This is a genomic window from Capsulimonas corticalis, from assembly GCF_003574315.2.
In the GTDB taxonomy this organism is placed as follows: domain Bacteria; phylum Armatimonadota; class Armatimonadia; order Armatimonadales; family Capsulimonadaceae; genus Capsulimonas; species Capsulimonas corticalis.
Genome location: NZ_AP025739.1, coordinates 5,737,421 through 5,758,108, shown reverse-complemented (window position 1 = coordinate 5,758,108; position 20,688 = coordinate 5,737,421). Strand labels below are relative to the sequence as shown.

Genomic DNA, 20,688 nt, shown 5'->3' with positions numbered 1-20,688 from the left:
CGAGGAATTTCGGAAGAGTTTTCTTCGCGGAGGAAGAGTTTGAAACTGCAGAAGGTCTGGCTGCCGCTGGTCATCGTGTTGCTGATCGCGGCGTCCATTTGGGTCATGGTGGGAACGACATACGACGCGAAGCTACATAAGCGCGTCGCGGCGTTTCCGGTCAAGTACGGTTTGGATATCCGGGGCGGTATCCGGACGATTCTGCACGCCGAGACGGATAAGGCGCCCAAAGGTCTTTACGATCAGGCGACGGTCCGTCATATTCTCGAGAATCGCATCAACGCCTCCGGAGTGGGGGAAGCGACCGTACAGCCCAAGGGGAACGACCAGTTCGTCATCGAGATTCCTGACGTCAAGGATCCCGACGCCGTCTTGAAGACGCTTGGCACCACGGCGTCCATGCAGTTCTATTACTTCAAGGAAGTCGCGTGTAAGCGCGATCCCAGCCGCCCCGTGGCGATGAACACTACGCGCGACCCTCTGACGGGACGTGAAGGATATACGTTTACTGATCGGCGTAACCTGCCGACGTTCCGCGACGAATCTCAGATTCGCGGCGAATACAAACAAGTGCTAGCGCAAGGCTCCACGGCGCGGCCTAACGCGGTACTGACGCCAATACCCGCGCCCCTGGGCGGCATTGAAGAGAAGGCGTATCTTACGCCCGACCAGCAATCGTACATCGAAGCGCTCAATCGCGATCTGTCGCACACATTCCGGGACGGAGCTCAAATTCGCTCCGAATTCAATTCGATCATGGGAGATGGAAGCGCTCCTCGAGCCGGCGCGGTTCCAGCGACAGTGACTCCTCCGCTCGTCGAGCATGACCTGCAAGTTTACCTGACGCCGGATCAGCAAGGCCGCATCGCGATGCTGAATCGCGAAATGACGGCGTGGCAGACGTTTATCGCGGACTGTAGCCCCGCAATCCTTCAAGGCGCCGATATTTTGCCGAAATCCGAAGCGCATCTGAGCGGAGCCATGGGCACCGAGCCAGCTGTGTCGCAGGAATTCAGCGCGAAGGGTACGCAGGCGTTCGCTGACTTCACGCGCGATCATACCGACGAGTACATGGGAATCGTACTGGATGACGGCGTACTCTCGGCTCCGACCATCAACGCGTATATTCCGGACGGCCGCGCGGAAATCAGCGGCGGCTTCAAGAATCTGACCGAAGCGAAGGCGCTCGCCGATATGCTCAACGCCGGCGCGCTGCCGGTGCCGCTGGAGCAGGTGCAGACACAGACCATCGAAGCGAGCCTGGGCAAGGGCGCCGTCAATAAGAGCCTTCACGCCGGCTTGATCGGTCTGGCGATCGTCGTCCTGTTCATGCTGGTATGGTATCGCCTCCCGGGTGTTGTCGCCTGTATCGCGCTGCTCATCTACTCGCTCTTTACTCTGGCGATCTTCCGGGGCGGACTGCAGTGGCTGGGGATCCCGGCGGTAACGCTGACCCTGCCGGGCATCGCGGGCTTTATCCTGTCGATCGGTATGGCGGTTGACGCGAATATTCTGATCTTCGAGCGCATGAAGGAAGAACTTCGCAATGGACGCGGTCTGCGCGGCGCCATCGATGCCGGCTTCAGCCGCGCGTTCCCCGCGATCCGCGACTCGAATATCTGTACGATTATCACATCGATCGTTCTTCTGTCGATGGGAACGCCCAGCGTGCGCGGCTTCGCGCTGACGCTTCTTCTGGGCGTCATCGTCTCGCTGTTCTCGGCGATTACGGTTACTCGAACCTTACTCTATGCGCTCGTGGAGGCCGGCTTCGGCAATAGCCCGAAGCTGTTCGGCGTCAACCCGAACGCTCCCGTCGATACGAAGCCTGGATATAATATCGTTGGCCGCCGCAAGCTGTTTTACGGCATCAGCGCCGCGATCATCATCCCGGGCCTGTTCTTCTGGCTGGTGGTTCACCCGTCGGGCCTGAAGAAGAGCATTGAGTTCAAGGGCGGCTCGCAGCTTGAGGTCGCGTTCGATAAGCCGGCGACGCAGCAGGAAGTCCTCAATGCTTTGCATTCGGGGGGCGTTGAAGACCCGCTGGTCCAGATGGCGGAAGGCGGCAAGCAGGCGATCATTACGACGGAGGAGATCACGACGAACTCGGATGCGGCGAAAAACGTCGATCCGACGACGAACCGAGACCTTGTCGAAGTCAAGCTCACCAAGGCGCTCAGCACGATCCGGCAGACAACGCGTCTCTCGTTCGACCGCGTGAAGCCGCTGATCTCCAACGAACTCACCAGCCGGGCGATCCAGGCGGTGGCGCTGGCGTCCGCGCTGATCGTGCTTTATCTCGCCATTGCGTTCGCGACGGGCGGCTTCGCGGCCGGTCTGCGCATGGGCGTTTCGGCGATCGCGGCGCTGCTGCATGACGTTGTCCTGCTGATCGGCGTATTCGCGATGCTTGGCTACTTCCTGAATTGGAAGATCGACAGCCTCTTTGTGACGGCGCTGCTGACAGTGATCGGTTTCTCGGTCCACGATACGGTCGTTATCTTCGACCGTGTCCGCGAGAACCTGCGCAAGCGTCAGCGCGGCGAGCAGTTCGAGGCGCTGGTCAATGACTCGATCCTTCAGACGTTCCGCCGCTCGGTGCGCACGTCGCTGACGGTTCTGATGACGCTGGGCGCGCTGATCCTGTTCGGCGGCGAATCGACGCTTCTGCTGAACGTGGCGCTGTTCATCGGCATTCTTAGCGGAACGTACTCGTCGATCTTCAACGCCGCGAGCATTCTCGTGGACTGGGAGAACTGGCTGGCGAAGAAGGGCAGCGGCGTCAACAACGCCACGATCCCGACGCTTGCCGCCGCGAACGGCGCGACGCTTTCCAGCACGCCGACCCGCCCGGCCGCGAGCATCGCGAAGCCGGCGGACACTGCGGAAGAAGAGGACTCCCGACTCAGGCCGAAGAAGAAGCGTCCGATACGGCGTTTCTAAACGACCAGGGGCGAGGGCAACCTCGCCCCTTATTTTTAAGCCGGTTGACGACCTTATGACCGAGTGGACGAGCGGAGCGTGATGAGACCGAATGCCTGACACCCTCAAAAAAATCTGGACCCAGACCGAAACCGACGCGCGCGCCGAGGCCGAGCTGGTGCGCGAACTTTGCGTCCACCCCCTGACCGCCCGCCTTCTGGTCAACCGAGGGCTGAGCGATCCCGCCAAGGCCGACGCCTTTCTCCGCCCCGACCTTTCCCAGCTGCACGACCCCTTCGGTCTGCCCGATATGGACAAAGCCGCGCATCGGATCGCCGAAGCGCTCGCCAATGAAGAAACGATCTTTATTCATGGCGACTACGATGTGGACGGCGTCACCAGCACCGCGCTGTATGTGCGCACGCTGACGGCGCTCGGCGGCAAGATCGTGTACCGCGTGCCGCATCGCAAGCTCGACGGATACGATCTCAAGAGCCGCGCGATCGACCATGCGAAGGAGCAGGGGGCGACGCTCGTCATCACCTCGGACTGCGGCATACAGGCGCGCGAGGCCGTCACTTACGCGAACAGCCTAGGCCTGACGGTCATTGTCACCGATCACCATGAGCCCGGCGAAACGCTGCCGCCGGCTTACGCCGTCGTGAACCCGCATCGGCACGATTCGACCTATCCGTTTCCCTTCCTCGCCGGCGTCGGCGTGGCGTTCAAGACGATGCAGGCCGTGGTTCGCCTGGTGCGCCCGGAGCACGAGACGGCGTACATCCAGAAGTTTTTAGACCTTGTCGCCTGCGGCACTGTGGCCGATGTGATGCCGCTTCAGGGGGAAAACCGCGTCTTTGCCTCCTTCGGCCTGAAGGCGCTGGCGCGCACACGCAAGGTCGGCCTGCGTGCGCTGCTCGAAGGCGCGCGCATCGACACCAGCAAGCCGCTCTCCGCCGAAGCGGTCGGTTTTGGGATCGGGCCCCGCATCAACGCTGTGGGCCGCCTGGACGACGCCGCGATCGCCTTAGACCTGATGCTGACGGGCGATCCGGAAGAGGCGCTGCGTTTGGTGGAGACACTGAACAATTTCAATGCCGAGCGTCAGATCGCGCAAAAGCGCATCTTGGCCGAAGCGATCGCGCAGGTCGCCGACCGTGATATGGACCTGACCAAAGTGCTGGTGGTGGCGTCGCCCGGCTGGAACGCCGGCGTCGTCGGCATCGTCGCCGGCAAGCTGGTCGAGATGTTCCAGCGCCCCTCGATCGTCATCGGCGTCGACGAAACCGAGACCAATGGCAAGGGCTCCGCGCGCTCCATTCCCGGCTTCGATATGTTCAAGGGCATTCAAATCTGCCGCGATCTGCTCGACAGCTGCGGGGGGCACGAGATGGCCGCCGGACTGTCGCTCAAGATGGCGCAGTTCGACACGTTTGTTTCGACGATCAACGCGCACGCCGCCTCGGTGCTGACCGACGACGACTTTATTCCGCGGATCTCGCACGACGGTGTGATCGACCCCGGCCAGATCACGATTTCTTTGCTCGACGAATGGGAGCAGTTCGCGCCGTTCGGCGACAAGAACCCCGAGCCGCGCTTCTCGTCCACGGGCGTTCGCGTCTGCGAAACGCGCCGGATCGGCAAGGATCTGAGCCACCTGAAGATGCGCGTGCGCACCGAGGAAATGGATCCGATGGATTGTGTCGGCTGGGGCCACGGCGGCTGGTCGGATGAAGTTGGCCCCGGCGAGTCGTTAGACCTTCTTTACTCGCCGCAGATCAACGAATGGAACGGCCGACGTAGCGTGCAGCTGCTGATCAAGGATATTCGGCGGGCGGGCGGGTAGGGACCGGGGAGATGGGGCTCCCGACTGCATGCCGCCTTGCAAAACGCCTCCATTTATGTTACATTGTAAAGAATACCCCGCAATCATACAAGGAGAAGCTATGTCCAAACTTACCCGTGGACACGGCGGGCGATGCTCGAAGGCCCTGCCACTCATCGTGATGCTCGCTTCTTTGATCGCCGGCGCTCCTTCCCATGCCAAAGCTCCTTCGTTCAAATGGGAAAAGATCCACCTGAGATATATGCGCCCTTCGCAGGTTTTTGCGTCGCTTGGGCTCGATCATACCGTCCGCTACGGCCACACCCGAGGCGACGGCAAGGCCGGGACGGACCCGAATTTTCCCGCCGGCATGACCGACATCGTGCCGTATGACGCCGATAAGACGCTGATCATCCGAGGCACGCCGGAAGGCTGCGCCAAGTTTCGGCAGACGGTGCTCGCCGCCGATGTCGCGCCGCCGCGCTGGCGGATCGAAGCGGAGCTGTTTCGGGTGCGAAACAACCAGCCGGAATCCGTGGCGCGCGAGACGCTGGATTCGGTGACGCCTGACAAACTGCAAAAGCTGATGTTCAATGTCGATGGTCTGGACCGCGATTATCAGCTCCACCTGCATGCGAGTGCGGACGGATCGATCGACATCGCCTATCAGTACAGTATGCAGCTGCCGCCTTCGCCGATTGCGCCGGATGCGTCCGATACGCATCCGGCGCCCGGTGTCTTCGTGCCCGCGCAGATCTGGAGCGCGTCGTCAACTCAGATCACGCGTCTTGGCGAAACGCGTCTCTTCGATGACCTCGCGAGCCAGCGGCAGGTCGCGGGGCGCACTCCCGACGGCGATCCTGCGAACGGCGTGCAGGTGCTTGGCGACGACTACCGGCTTCAGCTGACCATTCTTCCCGCCACTGAGGCGCCGGCGCCCGGCGCCGCCATTCCCATACCCACCCCTGAGCGGTAGAGGCCTTTCATGCATCGCTCACTATTGTCGTTTCTGATGGCGCCGGAAGGCGGCGGAACGCTGACTTTGACCGTCAGCAAGCAGGAAGGCGAGGAGATCCTCGAAGGGTCTCTGACGGACGCCGCCGGCCGGGTCTATCCGATTGAAGACGGGATCCCGCGCCTTCTCCCCACGGAGCTTTTGGAGGCGCAGCGCTCCGAGATCGCCGCCCGCGACTCGCAGGTGGGCGATTACGACCGCATGGCGTTTCTGAACCTTTTCGGCAAGATCGAGATCCCGCTGACGTTAAAGCTTCTCGGACCTCGTCCGGACGATCGCCTGCTGGAAGGCGGCTGCGGCACGGGCCGTATGTCGCAGACCCTGGCGCGCGGCGTCAAGGAAATGGTCGCCATCGACTTCTCGTTCGAATCGCTGCGCGTCAACCGCAAAAAGCTGCTGGCCGCCGGCGTCACCAATGTCCATCTCGTCCAGGCGGACCTTTGCCATCTGCCGTTCGCTCCGGGCGCGTTCACGCGCGCCGTTTCGTGTCAGGTTCTAGAGCATGTTCCGGGGGAGGAGGCGCGACGCGGCGCCGTCTCCGAACTATCCCGGGTCCTGCGCCCAAGCGCCACTCTGGTCCTCTCCGCCTATAAGCATTCGCTCTTCACGCGCATGTTCGGCGAAAAGGAAGGGGCGCACGACGGCGGAATTCCCTTTTTCCGGTTTACGATGCGCGAGCTGAAAGATCTGCTCGGAACGTGTTTCCGGGTGGAGCGCATCACCGGAATTCTCGTCTATCTTTATATCACTCAGTGTAAAAAACACTGAGAATGCGCCTGTCGGCGTCATTTGCAAGAGGAGTTCTATTGGGAAACGCGTATACCCCTGGACTGAAGGTCAGCCCCTACACGATCGTGCGCCGCACCCGGCGCCTGCCGCTGAAGGGCGAAGTGCTTGTCGCCTCCGGCGCGACGGTGGCCCCCGATACGATTGTCGCCCGCGCCGCATTGCCCGGGCTGATGCAGAGCGTGAAAGTCGCCGCGCAGCTGGGTATCGATGCAGATGAAATGCCGGACTCCCTGATCGTCAAGGAAGGCGATCAGGTGGAGAAGGGACAGATTCTCGCCTCCACCAAGTCGTTCTTTGGTCTTTTCAAGTCCGAGGTGAAGTCGCCGCTCGCGGGCAAGGTGGAAACGATCTCGGGCGTCTCCGGAAACGTCGGCATCCGCCAGCCTTCGTCTCCGGTCAACCTCACCGCCTATATCTCCGGCGCGGTGTCGGAAATCCTGTCGGGCGAGGGCGTGATTGTCGAGACCGCCGGCGCTTTGATTCAGGGCATCTTCGGCGTCGGCGGCGAGCGCGTCGGCCAGCTAAAGGTCGTTTCCCCCTCTCCCGAAAGCAACCTGACGGAGTCCGATATTACGCCGGATCTCGCGGGCAAGATCATCATCGGCGGCGCGAATATCTCGGGGGCGGCGCTGCGAAAGGCGTCGGAGGTCGGTGTCAACGGGATCATCGTTGGCGGCATCATCGACAAGGACTTGATCGAGTTTCTCGGTTACGATATCGGCGTCGCGATCACGGGGCATGAGAATATCAATATCACGCTGGTGATTACCGAGGGCTTTGGGACGATCGCGATGGCGCGGCGAACTTATGAACTGCTGGCGTCTCTGGAAGGCAAGGAAGGCAGCATCAACGGGGCGACACAGATCCGCGCCGGCGTCATCCGTCCGGAGATCATCGTCCCGCTTGCCGAGGATGCGCAGAAGGCCAAGGCCAGCGAAGCGGAAGAGAGCGGCAACTTGAGCATCGGCACGCCGATCCGATTGATCCGCGAACCCTACTTCGGCTCCCTCGCCACCGTCAGCGCCCTACCGCCACAGCTTACCAAACTCGAATCCGGCACCGTTGTTCGCGTCCTCGACGCCAAGCTCGCCGACGGAAGCATCGTCACCGTTCCGCGCGCCAATGTCGAAATTTTGGAGCAGTAACGACTCTATCGATCCCAGTAGGCGCCGAGCTTCTCCAACTGGTCTCGGTACTCGATGTTGGCGATCCAATCCTCGGGCCAAGCCGCTAGGCCATGATAGGCGCCGGCGAAGGCTCCGGTGAGACAGGCAATTGAGTCCGAGTCTCCGCTGGAGACGGCGGCGCGGCGGATGGCGGCGATGGGATCGTCCGGGAATAAGAGGAAGCAGAGAAGCCCCGTCGCGAACGCTTCTTCCGCGACCCAGCCCGCGCCCGTCAGCGTGCACGGATCGACATCTCGATTCGGAGACTTCATGGCGGCGTCCAGATCGTCCAGCCGCCACAGGCACTCCTCCCAGCCACGCGCGATAAATGCTTCCGGCGATTTTGTCATCGGCTGCAGCCAGAGATCCCCGAGCCATTCGTGGTGATAAACTTCCGACTGGCGCTGGGCGTATTCGCGGAGCCGTCCGGACAGGCCGCTCGGTTCTCCTCCGCTCGACAGGTCCGCAATCGCCTCCGCCGTCAGGTCGGCCGCCGCCAGTCCCGTGGCGTGTCCATGCGTGAGCGCCGCCTGAAACTGCGCGATGGCCGCCCGCGTCGCCGGGTCCGCAGCCATTAGTCCGACCGGCGCGACGCGCATATTGGCGCCGCATCCCTTGGATTCTTCAATCGTCGATTTGCGCCAATCCCAGCCTTTTTCCAGGTTTTCGCACGCCCGCTGACACGTGATTCCCGGCGAACGATTGTTGTCCGGGCTGCGAAACCAGCGCAGGAACGTTTTTCGAAGTTCCGCCTCGACGACCGCAGGCGTCAGATCCGCGCCCGCTCGGTACAGGGCTTCGCCCACGGCGATCGCCATTTGTGTGTCGTCCGTGACGCGTATGGGATCTCCGGAAAGACCGCTCGGCCCGTCCGGCGGATACTTCGCCAGGATGCGCTCCACTTGCAGGAACTCCGTGTCCGCTCCAAGCGCATCGCCAAAGGCCAGGCCATAAAGACATCCCGAAGCATTGTGGGACATGAGCACTTCCTTGCCGTAAACGAATTTCCCCGGCGAACCGGGGTACACTGAGTTTACCACAGAACAATCGTGAGAGCCGTTGCTCACCAAGGACTTAACTCCATGCGTTTCACCCAAATGATGACAGGAACCGCCGCCGTCGCCCTCGCCGCCCTGGCGCCGGTATCGGCGCAGACATTCACCAGCGCCAAAGGCTATTCGATCACTCCGGCGTCCGCCTGGAAGACCAACAGCAGCGGCATGATGGGCACGGACGTTTTTTTCTACACCATGCCCGTCCACGGGTTTGCTCCGAACCTGAACGTCGTCGTTACGCCGACCACGCCGGGCGACACCCTCGCGACAGGGATGCAGCAGATCAAGAGCATGTATCCGCATATCTTTACGCATTACCATTCAGTGCAGCTCACGCGCGGCTCGATCGGGGGCTATCCGGCGATCCTGAGCGCGGGAACTTACATCTCTGGTGACAACCATCTTCGGATGCGTCAGGTGGCGGTGATTCGCGGACCCAAGAGCTATGTCTTCACCTGCACGGCGCCGGACGCGGTCTTCGCGAAATACAATGGGGACTTCACGCAGATGCTCGCCTCGGTGCATTTGAAGTAAATCTTATCGCTCGCCATGATGTCTGAACCTTCCGTGCGTTTGGGTAAAAGAGACCATCACGGAAGGGAAACGAGATCATGAGCGATACACTGACACACGATGAGAAGATCCAAAAAGTTCGAGAGATTATCAAGGACATCGACTTTGGCATGCTGACGACGGTGGCGGCGGACGGTTCGCTGCATAGCCGGCCGATGTCAACGAATAAAAATGTGGACTTCGACGGCGACCTCTGGTTTTTTACCAAGGCGTCGACGCTGAAAGTCGATGAGGCGCTGGCGCATCATCAGGTCAACGTCAGCTTTACCCAGCCTAAGGACCAGCGTTATGTCTCCGTGGCGGGAACGGCGGAACTGGTGCGCGACAAGGAAAAGATCAAGGAGCTTTGGGAGCCGGAGCTAAAGGCGTGGTTCCCGGATGGGGTGGATGAGCCGGACCTCGCGCTGCTGAAAATCAACGTCGAAAGCGCGGAGTTTTGGGAAGGCCCTTCGAGCTTCGTCGCATTCGCGGCCGGGATGGTGAAGGCGCTGGCGACGGGAAAATCCTATGACGGCGGCCAGAATGGTCGCGTCGAGTTTTAGAGGTCTCACTGCCCGGGGGATTCGCCTGGCGGCTTATTATTCCGGACTGCGCTCCCACTCCGACGATCGCGGGGCTTGCTGCGCGCGCCATTCGTCGGAGAGCGGGACGACGCCCAGTTCTCGGCTGATCTGGCGCGCGGCCAGCCCGACGATGCCTGTATAGGTGGGGTAGGCGAGCTCCAGCTCCGCGAGCTGCTCCACGCGGGTCCCGCCGGTCATCGCGGCCGCGACGAGCTGTACGATTTCAACGGCCTGTTCCCCCACGACGTGCGCGCCGAGTATCTGCCGGGTTTCCCGTTCGACAATCAGCTTGAAAAACCCATCGCGGTACCCATCGACAATCGCGCGGTCCAGGTCGGCGTAAGGTACGAGGGCGACAGCGCATTCGTGCGCGTTACGCGCGGCGGCTTCCGTCAGGCCGACGCTGGCGTATTCGGGGTCGGTGAAGCTGCCATGGGGAACCACGGTGTGCGGCTGCCGGCGATTGCGCCCGAGCACGGCGTTCTCCGCCGCCACCCGCGCCTCGTCGCCCGCGCTCTGCACCAGCATCATTCGGCCGGTGATGTCGCCGGCGGCGTAGATGTTCGGGGCGGTCGTGCGCAGCGATTCGTCGACCGAGATATATCCGCGCGCCGTTTCGATCCCCGCCGCCTCCAGATTGAGAGTGTCCACGTTTCCCGGCCACCCGGCGGCGACCACCACGGTTTCCACATCCAGTGTGCGCAATTCACCCGCCACGGAATATCCAAGATGCATCCCGTCTTCGTTTTTCTGAAGCGTCTGGACCTCGGCGCTGGTGACAATGTCGATGCCGTGCTGTGAGAACGCGCGCGTGAGGGCCTGGGAGGTATGAATGTCTTCGCCGACGACGATACGGTCCGCGAAGTCCAGCAGCGTGACGTGTGAGCCGAAGGCGGCGAAGATCGAGGCGATCTGGCAGCCCGTCGCCGCCCCGCCGACCACCGCCATGGACCTCGGCAGCGCGCGCAGCGACCAGAGATCGCTGTGTGTCAGCGCGTATTCGCCGCCGGGGATCGGGAGACGGCGGGCGTGGCCGCCGATACAAAGGATAAATGTTTTCCCTTGAAAAGTCTCGCCCGTCGGCAGGATGACGGATGCGGCGTCAACGAACCTCGCCTCACCGGCGTTCGCTCTTACCAACACGCCGGCGGATTCCAGGTGGCTGACGATCTGCTTCTTCTCGTGGATCCGACCGATCATCTGCTGGACGCGCGCCATCACGCGCGCGAGATCGACGGTCGGCCGCGCGCCGCTCAGCCCATAGGCGTCGAACTGATCGGCGTCGCGGACCAGGCGGGCCGCTTTCGCGAGCACGCGGGTGGGGATGCAGCCATCGTTCGTGCAGACACCGCCCATCTCCCCACGCTCCAGCAGCGCGACGGACGCGCCCAGCTCACGAGCGCGCAGCGCCGCCGTTGTCCCAGCCGGTCCGCCTCCCAGCACGACCACATCGTAAATCGTCATCGGGTCTTTTCCTGACTAGCTCGTTTGTGCGCTTCGGAATTATTCCTGCCCCTTGGCAAACGGCAAACCCACCGCCGCGCTTCGGGTGACCCTTCCGGGGCAAACCCACCCGACGTTACGCACCACCCCTTGCAAACCCACCCCGGCGCTTCGGGCCACCCCTCCCGCCGCCGGGAAGGGTTATTCGGACAAATAGCGAAAGCGGCTTTCGTACGAGGCAATCCTACCAACCCTTCCCGGCGGCGGGAGGGGTGGCCCGAAGGGCCGGGGTGGGTTTGACCTATGGCAATCGCCAGTCGATCTCCGGCGTTCCATTCGCGCGCAGCGCCTCATTGATTTTGGAGAAAGGTTTGCTGCCGAAGAAGCCGGCGCGCGCCGAGAGCGGCGACGGGTGCGCGGACTGGAGGATCACGTGCTTGCTCGCATCGATCAATGGGACTTTTTTCTGCGCGTACGCGCCCCAGAGAACGAAGACGACCGGAGAATCCTTGGCGCTGACCGTCTGGATCACGGCGTCCGTGAAGGTTTCCCAGCCTTTGTTCTTGTGCGAGTTCGCCTCGTGGGCTCGGACTGTCAGGACGGCGTTGAGAAGGAGGACGCCCTGCTCGGCCCAGGGAACGAGATAGCCGCTGCTGGGAATGGGAGCGTCCAGGTCGGATTTCAGTTCTTTAAAGATGTTCACCAGAGACGGCGGCGATTTGACGCCGGGCTGAACGGAGAAGCAGAGGCCGTGGGCCTGACCGTCGTCATGATACGGGTCCTGGCCCAGGATCATGACGCGGACGTCCTCCAAAGGCGTGAGCTTGAGCGCGGAGAAGACCTGAGATTCCGGCGGGAACACGGTATACGCGGCGCGCTCGGCGTCCACAAACTCCGTCAGCTTATGAAAGTAAGGCTTTTCGAACTCTCCGGCGAGATGGTCGCGCCAGGATTCCGGCAGGGTGAGATCCATGGTGATGACGGGCTTTCTATTTGAGGTGCTGGGGCAGGGGAACGGTTGGGAACATCTCACAAATCTGCTTGAACTGCTGCAAGACGTTCGCCGACAGGCGGCCCTCGACCCATGGATTGTTCTTGCTGTTTTTGTGCTCGTCCTCGCGCTCCAGCCAGTGCGCCTGATAGACATGCAGGTTCTTGGACTGCGCGTGGTGCACGGTGCCCAGCGAGACTTTGTTCACGGCGTCGGACACTTCGTTGTATGTGAACGCCGACATCAGCGCATTGCGGTTCTCGCGGCGGAACAGCACGGGCAGGCCGGGCATCAGCGTGCCGGCGAACTCCTCCGCCGTATTGAGCGCCTTGGGGCGGGCGAAATCGAAGAGCCAAGCCGCGCAGCCGCATCGGATTCGGACCTGGGAGATCTGCTGGAAACAGCGCAGCAGATCGTCCATGGTCAAAAGCTGGTTGAGCGTGAAGACGCCGGTGATCATATCAACGCGCCCGGGGATTCGTTCGCTGAAGCTTGTCAAATCACAGTGGTTGACGCTGACGCGATCCGTCAGCGCATGATCCTCTACCGTCTGCTGCCCGCGCGCGACCAGGCGCTCCGAAGGATCGATCCCGATGATCTGAATATCCGGGCGATGCTGGGCGAGGTAAACCAGAAAACCGCCGGACCCGCAGCCCAGATCCAGCACCAGACCGCCTTCAGGAATCAGGCGGCTCGCCGCCAGCGCGTTGAAGTGGTACGCGGCCTGGTAAGCCCGATCCGCGGCTTCCGAGACTTGCTGCAGCTCGGCGTCGGGCGCAACAGCGTCGATGCTTGTCCGGGGGCGGCGTTCCATCGACGTACGGGACATCGTCTCGCGCATGGCGAGGGAAAGGATATCCTTGGAGAGCATGTACGTTTTAACCTTCTCACGTGGAAATATACGTCGGAGTATTTAAAGGACATTATACCCGGATGCAGGGAAGCTTACTCAATGGCGTCCTTTGTTCGGAAGATCGCCGGCGGCGCCGACGGTGACATCGCCGCCGGCAATTTCGGACAGGAAAAAGAATCTTTTACAACTGCTCTATATATGTTGACATTTCTCAGGATATATTGTATTATAAATTCAGTCATCTATAAATTGGATCCTGCGGCGGTATCAATGACGAAGTCGCCGTCCTCCAACGAATCGGCGAGCAAAGACGCTCTGAACGCCCACTCAGCGAAGAGACGCGTGTCGCAAGACGCCATCATAATTTCGTTCTCAAGTTGACGCCGCGCAGGGGATACCCGCCGGCGATCATCGTTGTCAATCAGGAGAAAAAGTCATGCTTGCCGGAATTAATAAACGAGGTTTTACCCTCATTGAGCTTCTCGTTGTCATCGCTATCATTGCGATTCTCGCGGCGATCCTGTTCCCGGTCTTTGCGACGGCCCGTGAGAAGGCGCGTCAGTCCACATGCGCCAGCAACCTGAAGCAGCTGGGGCTGGCCAGCTTGCAGTACTCGCAGGACTATGATGAGATGAGCATTATTGGATACGGCGACGATGGCTCCCGCAATGAAGACTATTGGTACTACAGCATCATGCCCTATGTCTCCAGCGCCAATGCGAATATCGCCACGCTGAACTTCTGTCCTTCGTCGCCGCATACCGAGAAGATCGGCTACTCGATGAACGGACGCGTCGGCGGCGACTCCACGGATGTCGGCAATCCGTTCAACATGAATTTCGACTATTCGCTTCCGTCGTCCCTATCGATGCAGACGCATCCGGCGGAGACGATCATCTTTGGCGACGCCAATCAGATCCCCGCCTACGCCAATCAAACCACTACCGTCTACCGCGTCAATCCCGGCTCCGTTAACGGCGGCCCATGGAACGCGTTCGAAGCGCCGACCAAGGACAAGGACTGGGACTCGATCGACAACGACACCAATGTCGACGGCACATCGCCGGGACAGGTGCGCTATCGCCATAACAAGATGGCGAATTTCGTATTCTGCGACGGGCACGCCAAAGCGATGCATCGGGGATCGGTCACGATTTGGAACTGGCAGATCGGCGGCGACGCTCCCGATACCCTGACGGGCTCCCCCGCACAGTATCGCTCCATCCGATAACATTGTCATCGGGCTCGTGACGTTCGATCCAAGCGAGCCCGGTAATCTTCAAAGGCGCACACTCTTTTATGAAACGCAATCTACTGACTTGCATCGCGGCGGCGGCGCTCGCGGTTCTCCCCATCGCCACCGGCGCCGCGCCGCGCGCTTTGTGGGTCTGGAACACCGCCGCGATTCGGCAGGATCCCGCAAATCAGGCGAAGTTCTTTCAGTTCCTCGCCGCGCCGCGCGGCGACGCCGGACACGCCATCAAAACGATCTACTTCGACGGCATGCAGCCGCGCGATTTTCAGGACGCCGGTACGGTCTCGCGCTTGCGGGCCTTTATCACCGCCGCGCACCACAAGCGCCTGCGCGTCGATTTCCTATGTGGCGATCCAAGCTGGGCGACGGCGCAGGGGCAGCCGGAGGGCCTGCGCAATCTCACGGCGATCCTGAATTACAATAAGTCATCGAACGCCGCCGCGCGCTATGATGGGTTTCAATACGATGTCGAGCCCTACACGCTGACAGGGCCGAACGGCTGGCCGTCCATGACGGTGCAGAACGGTCTGGTGGATCTGCTGGGACGCTCGCATGCGATGATTCGCGCCTCCGGCCAGCGCGTCATCCTTTCCCAGGCTATCCCGCGCTGGTTTACCGGCGCGCAGTTTGGGCTGCTTGGCCGTCTGATTATGGACCAGGTCGATGAAGTCGCCGTTATGGACTATGTGACGACGGTGGAGCAGATGGTCGGTGATCCCGCGGAGATCCTGTCCTACGCCAGCAGCAAGCACAAGGGCGTCTGGATCGGAGTGGAGACCAACCCGCTGGGAGATACGCCGCGCGCGACATTCTACGGCTCTGGAAATACCGTGCTGGAGCGCGAGCTTGCCGAAGCCTTGCCGAAGTTCAAAGCGCAGCCCTCCTTCCGAGGCTACGCCATCCACGACTATATCCGATATCAAACACTGAAGCCTTAATATGAAACCGAACTTCACCCACCGTTTCGCCGCCGTTCCCATTGGCCTGGCGTTCCTGATCGTCTGCGCCGCCGCGATCGCCGGCTGCGGTCACAGTGCTCCCAAAAGCGCCGTCCGCCAGGGCGCCATGAATCCGGTGGAGCGCCAGGCGATGCGGCGCGACATGATTGGCCCCGCCGCGCATTGATCTTCGCACTGAAACTTCGCCGCGCGATGGATTTTTTGAGAGTCATCACGGAAAAATACCAAACACTTGGTAATATAGAGTTGTTGAATCCAATGTGTGATAGATAGCAATGGATTGTCCGCTTCTACAGCATAATTCGATGGCAAAGGCAAATGATCCGTTATGATTAAAAAAACATCGCCGGCAAAAATAAAAAAGGCGTCTGTGGTAAAGCATCGTGAAGTGGCGAGCGCTTTGCGTCAAGAGATCGTGTCCGGCCTTTGGAAGTCCGACGAGAGACTTCCCGGTGAGCTGGAGCTCGCGCGCCGCTTTGAAGTCGCGCATATGACCATGCGTCAGGCCATCGCGAACCTTGTCGAGGAGGGCGTGCTGCTGCGCGTGCGCGGCAAGGGGACTTATATCGTCCCGAAAGATCAGCAGCCCGCCGTCTCCCGCACGCTGCATCCGATGGCCCTGCTCTTTCCCTCGGATTCGCAGCGGCTGGACCCGTATTACTTCCCGGAGCTGCTGGAAGGCTTTCAAAGGGCGATGGAGGAAGCCGGCCACCGGGCCGCGATCTTTAGTGACGAGATCGCCGACACGGCGCATCTTCTGGAGCCGGGATCGGCGATCGCGTGCTTGCTATTCGAAGACGCCCAGGTGCAGATGATCGAGCGCCTTCGCGACAGCGGACTGCGCGTACTGTCGATCAACCGGTACTCGGGGCGACGCTCTATTCCCAGCGTCTATATCGACGACGCCATGGGGATCGGGAGCGCGGTGGATCATCTCGTCGGCCTCGGACACGAGCGCATCGGCTTTGTCCGTGGCCCGGCGACGAACTTCGACGCCATGGACCGCCTGCGCGGCTTTCGGGACGCTGTGAAGCAGCATGGCCTGCGCGGCGCCGTGGAAGCGGGCGAGGGCTTCAATGAAGCCGCCGGTTACGCCGGCGCGATACAGATGCTGACACAGTCGCACCGTCCGACCGCGATTATCTGCGCCAGCGACCTCGCGGCGCTTGGGGCGATCAAAGCCGCGCGCGACCTTGGCCTTTCCGTGCCGCGCGGCCTGTCCATTGTCGGTTTTGGCGACTTCTCCGTCGCCGACTATATGCTGCCCGCTCTGACGACTGTCCGGCAAGCCCGCCTCGCGCTGGGCCGTACGGCGGCGGAGTCGCTGATTGAACTTGCATCCGGCAAAGATATTTCGAACGTCGTGCTCAGCGCGGATCTGATGCTGCGCGACTCGACCTCGGAAAATCTGTCGGCGCTGATGGCGGCGCGTTAGCGCCGTCCTCCATTTTTCAAGGAACGCTTCATGTCCTACATCGATCCGACGCCCGACGATTTTGCTCTTCCCGATCTGAACATCATTCCTAAGCCGGTTTCCATCAAGCAGCGCGAAGGATATTTTCTCTTGCGTCGTGAGACGGTATTGGTCGCCGCGCAGCCGGCGTGCGCTGCGGCGGACCTGCTGGCGAAGCGCCTGGCTCCGGCGGTTCGCGGCGCGCTCGCGATTTTGGAGACTCTGCCCGGCAATGCATCGAGCATTGAGTTTCGCCGGGATCTGGCGCTGGCTTATCTTGGCGACGAGGGATACCGCCTTTCCGTGACGCCAAAGCGCGTGACAATCTCCGCCGCTGAAGACGCGGGGCTCTTTTACGGGACGCAAACTCTGCTTCAGTTGCTGCCCCCCAAGGCCCTGGGAGAAAATGGGCTTGAAGACCGGGAGTGGACAATTCCGTGTGCCGAGATCGAAGACACGCCGCGTTTCTCCTGGCGCGGCGCCATGCTGGATGTTTCACGGCATTTCATGCCCGTCGAATTCCTTCGCAAGTTTATCGACACCCTCGCTCTGCATAAACTGAACGTTCTGCATCTCCATCTCACCGACGATCAGGGATGGCGGATTGAGATCAAGAAGTATCCGAAGCTGACATCGGTCGGCGCGTTCCGGGAAAAGACGATGGTTGGGTTTGCCGAGAAAAGTCCGATCGATACCGGATTCGACGCCGTCGCACAGACCTTTGACAGCACTCCGCACGGCGGCTATTACACGCAGGAACAGATGCGCGAGATTGTCGAATACGCGCGTCTGCGCCATGTCGTCATTGTCCCCGAGATCGAGATGCCTGGGCACGCGCAGGCCGCCGTGGCGGCGTATCCCGAGCTGGGAGGCTCCGAGGATCCGGTCGAAGTCAGTCCGCGCTGGGGGATTCACGCCGAGCTCTTCAATCCACGGGAGACGACGATCCGTTTTTTGCAGGATGTGCTGTCGGAAGTGCTGGACATCTTCCCGTCGCCCTACATTCATGTCGGCGGGGATGAGGCTGTCAAAACCCAGTGGCGAAACAGCGCTGCGGCTCAGGAGCGCCGGCGCGCGCTGGAGCTGCCCGACGAAGAAGCGCTGCAATCGTATTTCATCGGCCGCATGGATGAGTTCCTGAATGGAAAGGGGCGGCGGCTGGTCGGCTGGGACGAGATCCTTCAGGACGGACTTGCCGAGGACGCGGTGGTGATGTCGTGGCGCGGCGAGATCGGCGGCGTCACGGCCGCCAGCCAGGGGCGCGATGTCATCATGGCGCCGTATACGCATACCTACCTGGATTATTACCAATCAGAAGACTGGTCGCGGGATCCGCTGGCGTTTCGCGATACCGTGACGCTGGAGACCATTTACGGCTACGAGCCGGTTCCGGCCGGAGTCCCCGCCAATCAGGCGCATCACGTCCTGGGCGCGCAGGGGCAGCTCTGGACGGAATATATGCCCAATCCCGCCCAGGTTGAGTTTATGGCGTTTCCAAGGCTGGCGGCGTTAGCCGAAGTGACATGGTCACGCCGCGATGGGCGAACCTATCCCGATTTCCGCCGCCGCCTCACGGCGCATTTGGAGCGCTTGAAAGCGCTTAACGTGAATTACCGGCCGCTGGACATTCCAGCGGATGTTCACGCGTCCGTGGCGGACTATTGACGTAGAAATTTACGTAGATAGGGAAGGGGAGAGTCCGTGAACCTCAGCGCGATTGATTGGGCGATTGTCGCCGCCGCCATTCTCTTTGTCCGCTGGGTTAGCTGGAGTTCGGGCTCGCTGATGCGCGGCGTCGCCGACTTTCTCTCGGCGAACCGCACGGCCGGACGCTATCTGCTCACGATCAGCGGCGAAATGGCGAATTTCGGAGTCATTTCCCTGGTCGCCGGCTGGCAGGCGTTCACCACGGCGGGCTTTCCAACCCTCTGGTGGGGGCTGATGTCCTCGCCGCTGCCGATCATCTTTGCCCTGACCGGCTGGGTTTTCTACCGATTGCGTGAAACGCGCTCGCTGACCGTCGGACAATTCTTTGAGGTGCGCTACAGCCGCAAGTTTCGGATCTTCGCGGGGCTGCTCTGCTGGTTCTCCGGGATTTTGAACTTTGGGATTTTCCCGGCCATCGCGGCGCGCTTTTTGATCTACTTCTGCGGTCTGCCCGATGTCTTTACCGTGGCGGGCCTGCGCATCGCGACTTATCCGGCCCTGATGATCGCGGATCTTGGCCTGGCGCTTTTCTTTGTCAACTCCGGCGGACAGATCTCGATCATGATCACCGAATGCGCGCAGGGCATACTCGCCGCCCTCGCGTATCTCGTGATCGCGGTCGTGACGCTGATTCGAATTCCCTGGAGCCATACGATTTCCGCCCTCCAGACGGCGCCCGCGGGCGCGTCCATGCTCAATCCCTTTCATACCGGGCAGGTCAAGGATTTCAACGTCTGGTATTATCTCATCAGCATCGTCGTGATGGTCTATGGAAGTCAGACGTGGCTTGGCGCGCAGGGGTTTATGACGTCGGCGCGTAATCCGCACGAACAGCGCATGGGCAGTTTGATCGGCGTGTGGCGGCAGGCGCCGCTGAAGCTTATGACGCTGGTTCTGCCGCTGGCGGCGTTCACTGTACTGCATGACGCCCACTACGCCGCCCAGGCGGCCGGCGTGAACGGCGTCCTGTCGCATATCGGCAATAAGGCGATCCAAAACGAAATGATGGTTCCGGTGACGCTGGCGCATTTTCTGCCGGCCGGCATTAAGGGCCTCCTCGTGATGGTCGTGGTTTTCCTGTCGTTCACCTGTCACGATACGTATATGCATTCGTGGGGCAGCATCTTTGTCCAGGATGTCGTCATGCCGCTTCGCAATAAGCCGATGGCGCCGGGCGAGCATGTCCGCTGGCTGCGCTGGTCAATCTTCTTTGTCGCGTTCTTCGCGTTCTGTTTCAGCATGGTCTATACGGAAACAGACAAGATCTACTTTTTCCAGATTATCACCGGCACAATCTGGATCGGCGGCGCCGGATCGGTAATGATCGGCGGTTTGTACACGCGGTTTGGAACGACGGCGGGCGCATTCGCGGCGCTGATCGTGGGCGCCGTCTTTGGAGTCGGCGGATTGATCGTCCCGGTCCTCTGGCAGGCGCACTATTCGGCTCCATTTCCCATCAATGGGCAATGGCAGGGGCTGATCTCAATCGTGCTCGCCGTCGCTTTGTACGCGATCGTATCTCTGGCTACGGGCGGCGCGCGGCGTCCCTTCAATCTTGAACGAATGCTCCATCGCGGCGCGTACACGATCGATCCGCGCGAACACGAAACAAAGTCCGTGGTCCTCAGCCGGTGGCGGGAACTGCTCGGAATGGGCCATGAGTTCTCCAAAGGCGATCGGGGACTGGCGATCGCCTACGCTGTCTGGACGTTCGGCTGGTGGGCGACGTTCCTCGTGGTCTGCGCGCTGCATTTTCTCTGGAACGCCGTCCCGGACTCATTCTGGCCGACGTTCTGGCATGTCTACCTTCTGATCTTAGTGACGCAAAGCGCGCCGGCGATCGTCTGGTTTACCCTCGGCGGATTGAAGGACATGACCGCCGCGCTCAAGCTGCTGAAGACCGTCGCCCGAGATCCGCTTGACGACGGTTATGTACGACGGGAAGCGCAGGCGATCACTTCCTCCGCCGGCCCTAACACTCCGTGAATTCTACTCTAGAGAGGGTGAGTTATTTTCTGAATGGTAATTTAATATGTGTGTGATACATAGATTTTTAGTCTGTTTGAGGAGCGTTCGATACGAACTTTCTTCAAACGGAGATGGCGTACGCGTCGGCGCA

The 20,688-nt window shown here is 61.0% G+C and carries 17 protein-coding genes; 13 read left to right on the top strand and 4 right to left on the bottom strand.

Annotated features, from left to right (window positions below; translation table 11 throughout):
- Positions 1-39: 39 nt before the first annotated feature.
- The 5 genes from secD to D5261_RS24710 all read left to right on the top strand — a co-directional run bounded on the left by secD (position 40) and on the right by D5261_RS24710 (position 7,696).
- Complete coding sequence (gene secD / locus D5261_RS24730; protein ID WP_119319463.1) at positions 40-2,943, top strand: protein translocase subunit SecD; 2,904 nt, start codon at positions 40-42, stop codon at positions 2,941-2,943.
- 91 nt (positions 2,944-3,034) lie between these two features.
- A complete protein-coding gene (gene recJ, locus D5261_RS24725; protein WP_119319464.1) occupies positions 3,035-4,768 on the top strand; it encodes a single-stranded-DNA-specific exonuclease RecJ in 1,734 nt (577 codons plus the stop codon).
- Between the two features lie 100 nt (positions 4,769-4,868).
- A complete protein-coding gene (locus tag D5261_RS24720; protein WP_119319465.1) occupies positions 4,869-5,723 on the top strand; it encodes a hypothetical protein in 855 nt (284 codons plus the stop codon).
- 9 nt (positions 5,724-5,732) lie between these two features.
- Positions 5,733-6,530 (top strand): methyltransferase domain-containing protein, encoded by a 798-nt coding sequence (locus D5261_RS24715; RefSeq protein ID WP_119319466.1) that lies wholly within the window; start codon positions 5,733-5,735, stop codon positions 6,528-6,530.
- A 38-nt stretch (positions 6,531-6,568) separates the two neighbouring features.
- Entirely contained in the window at positions 6,569-7,696 is a 1,128-nt protein-coding gene (locus tag D5261_RS24710) for a hypothetical protein (protein WP_119319467.1), read from the top strand.
- Positions 7,697-7,701: 5 nt separating this feature from the next.
- Here the strand turns inward: D5261_RS24710 and D5261_RS24705 are convergent, their stop codons facing one another.
- Positions 7,702-8,697 carry an ADP-ribosylglycohydrolase family protein gene (locus D5261_RS24705; RefSeq protein ID WP_119319468.1) on the bottom strand — a complete coding sequence of 332 codons (996 nt, stop codon included), beginning with the start codon at positions 8,695-8,697 and terminating at the stop codon, positions 7,702-7,704.
- A 102-nt stretch (positions 8,698-8,799) separates the two neighbouring features.
- Here D5261_RS24705 and D5261_RS24700 point away from each other — a divergent pair, with 102 nt between their 5' ends.
- Both D5261_RS24700 and D5261_RS24695 read left to right on the top strand, forming a co-directional pair.
- Positions 8,800-9,306: a DcrB-related protein gene (locus D5261_RS24700; protein WP_119319469.1), complete on the top strand. Its 507-nt coding sequence runs from the start codon at positions 8,800-8,802 to the stop codon at positions 9,304-9,306.
- Between the two features lie 77 nt (positions 9,307-9,383).
- Positions 9,384-9,887 (top strand): pyridoxamine 5'-phosphate oxidase family protein, encoded by a 504-nt coding sequence (locus D5261_RS24695; RefSeq protein WP_119319470.1) that lies wholly within the window; start codon positions 9,384-9,386, stop codon positions 9,885-9,887.
- A gap of 36 nt (positions 9,888-9,923) precedes the next feature.
- Here the strand turns inward: D5261_RS24695 and D5261_RS24690 are convergent, their stop codons facing one another.
- The 3 genes from D5261_RS24690 to D5261_RS24680 all read right to left on the bottom strand — a co-directional run bounded on the left by D5261_RS24690 (position 9,924) and on the right by D5261_RS24680 (position 13,213).
- Complete coding sequence (locus tag D5261_RS24690; RefSeq protein ID WP_119319471.1) at positions 9,924-11,372, bottom strand: dihydrolipoyl dehydrogenase family protein; 1,449 nt, start codon at positions 11,370-11,372, stop codon at positions 9,924-9,926.
- Between the two features lie 280 nt (positions 11,373-11,652).
- On the bottom strand, positions 11,653-12,324 hold the full coding sequence (gene ung / locus D5261_RS24685; protein ID WP_119319472.1) for a uracil-DNA glycosylase: 672 nt from the start codon (positions 12,322-12,324) through the stop codon (positions 11,653-11,655).
- A gap of 16 nt (positions 12,325-12,340) precedes the next feature.
- Complete coding sequence (locus D5261_RS24680) at positions 12,341-13,213, bottom strand: SAM-dependent methyltransferase (protein ID WP_119319473.1); 873 nt, start codon at positions 13,211-13,213, stop codon at positions 12,341-12,343.
- Between the two features lie 418 nt (positions 13,214-13,631).
- On the opposite strand from D5261_RS24680, the gene D5261_RS24675 reads away from it, so the two are divergent.
- The 6 genes from D5261_RS24675 (at position 13,632) to D5261_RS24650 (ending at position 20,555) form a co-directional block, all read left to right on the top strand.
- A complete protein-coding gene (locus D5261_RS24675) occupies positions 13,632-14,426 on the top strand; it encodes a DUF1559 family PulG-like putative transporter (RefSeq protein WP_119319475.1) in 795 nt (264 codons plus the stop codon).
- A gap of 68 nt (positions 14,427-14,494) precedes the next feature.
- Positions 14,495-15,388, top strand: a complete 894-nt coding sequence (locus D5261_RS24670; protein ID WP_119319476.1) for a hypothetical protein — start codon at positions 14,495-14,497, stop codon at positions 15,386-15,388.
- Between the two features lies 1 nt (position 15,389).
- Complete coding sequence (locus D5261_RS24665) at positions 15,390-15,575, top strand: hypothetical protein (RefSeq protein ID WP_119319477.1); 186 nt, start codon at positions 15,390-15,392, stop codon at positions 15,573-15,575.
- 162 nt (positions 15,576-15,737) lie between these two features.
- Positions 15,738-16,844: a GntR family transcriptional regulator gene (locus tag D5261_RS24660; RefSeq protein WP_119319478.1), complete on the top strand. Its 1,107-nt coding sequence runs from the start codon at positions 15,738-15,740 to the stop codon at positions 16,842-16,844.
- Between the two features lie 30 nt (positions 16,845-16,874).
- Positions 16,875-18,527 carry a beta-N-acetylhexosaminidase gene (locus D5261_RS24655; RefSeq protein WP_119319479.1) on the top strand — a complete coding sequence of 551 codons (1,653 nt, stop codon included), beginning with the start codon at positions 16,875-16,877 and terminating at the stop codon, positions 18,525-18,527.
- A gap of 36 nt (positions 18,528-18,563) precedes the next feature.
- A complete protein-coding gene (locus D5261_RS24650; protein ID WP_119319480.1) occupies positions 18,564-20,555 on the top strand; it encodes a sodium:solute symporter family protein in 1,992 nt (663 codons plus the stop codon).
- The last annotated feature ends 133 nt before the right edge of the window (positions 20,556-20,688 follow it).

Excerpts from the sequence above, each read along its gene's own strand:
- recJ (WP_119319464.1), top strand. The coding sequence starts at position 3,035 with ATGCCTGACACCCTCAAAAAAATCTGGACCCAGACCGAAACCGACGCG.
- D5261_RS24720 (WP_119319465.1), top strand. The coding sequence starts at position 4,869 with ATGTCCAAACTTACCCGTGGACACGGCGGGCGATGCTCGAAGGCCCTG.
- D5261_RS24715 (WP_119319466.1), top strand. The coding sequence starts at position 5,733 with ATGCATCGCTCACTATTGTCGTTTCTGATGGCGCCGGAAGGCGGCGGA.
- D5261_RS24705 (WP_119319468.1), bottom strand. The coding sequence starts at position 8,697 with ATGTCCCACAATGCTTCGGGATGTCTTTATGGCCTGGCCTTTGGCGAT.
- D5261_RS24700 (WP_119319469.1), top strand. The coding sequence starts at position 8,800 with ATGCGTTTCACCCAAATGATGACAGGAACCGCCGCCGTCGCCCTCGCC.
- D5261_RS24695 (WP_119319470.1), top strand. The coding sequence starts at position 9,384 with ATGAGCGATACACTGACACACGATGAGAAGATCCAAAAAGTTCGAGAG.
- D5261_RS24690 (WP_119319471.1), bottom strand. The coding sequence starts at position 11,372 with ATGACGATTTACGATGTGGTCGTGCTGGGAGGCGGACCGGCTGGGACA.
- ung (WP_119319472.1), bottom strand. The coding sequence starts at position 12,324 with ATGGATCTCACCCTGCCGGAATCCTGGCGCGACCATCTCGCCGGAGAG.
- D5261_RS24680 (WP_119319473.1), bottom strand. The coding sequence starts at position 13,213 with ATGCTCTCCAAGGATATCCTTTCCCTCGCCATGCGCGAGACGATGTCC.
- D5261_RS24675 (WP_119319475.1), top strand. The coding sequence starts at position 13,632 with ATGCTTGCCGGAATTAATAAACGAGGTTTTACCCTCATTGAGCTTCTC.
- D5261_RS24670 (WP_119319476.1), top strand. The coding sequence starts at position 14,495 with ATGAAACGCAATCTACTGACTTGCATCGCGGCGGCGGCGCTCGCGGTT.
- D5261_RS24665 (WP_119319477.1), top strand. The coding sequence starts at position 15,390 with ATGAAACCGAACTTCACCCACCGTTTCGCCGCCGTTCCCATTGGCCTG.
- D5261_RS24660 (WP_119319478.1), top strand. The coding sequence starts at position 15,738 with ATGATTAAAAAAACATCGCCGGCAAAAATAAAAAAGGCGTCTGTGGTA.
- D5261_RS24655 (WP_119319479.1), top strand. The coding sequence starts at position 16,875 with ATGTCCTACATCGATCCGACGCCCGACGATTTTGCTCTTCCCGATCTG.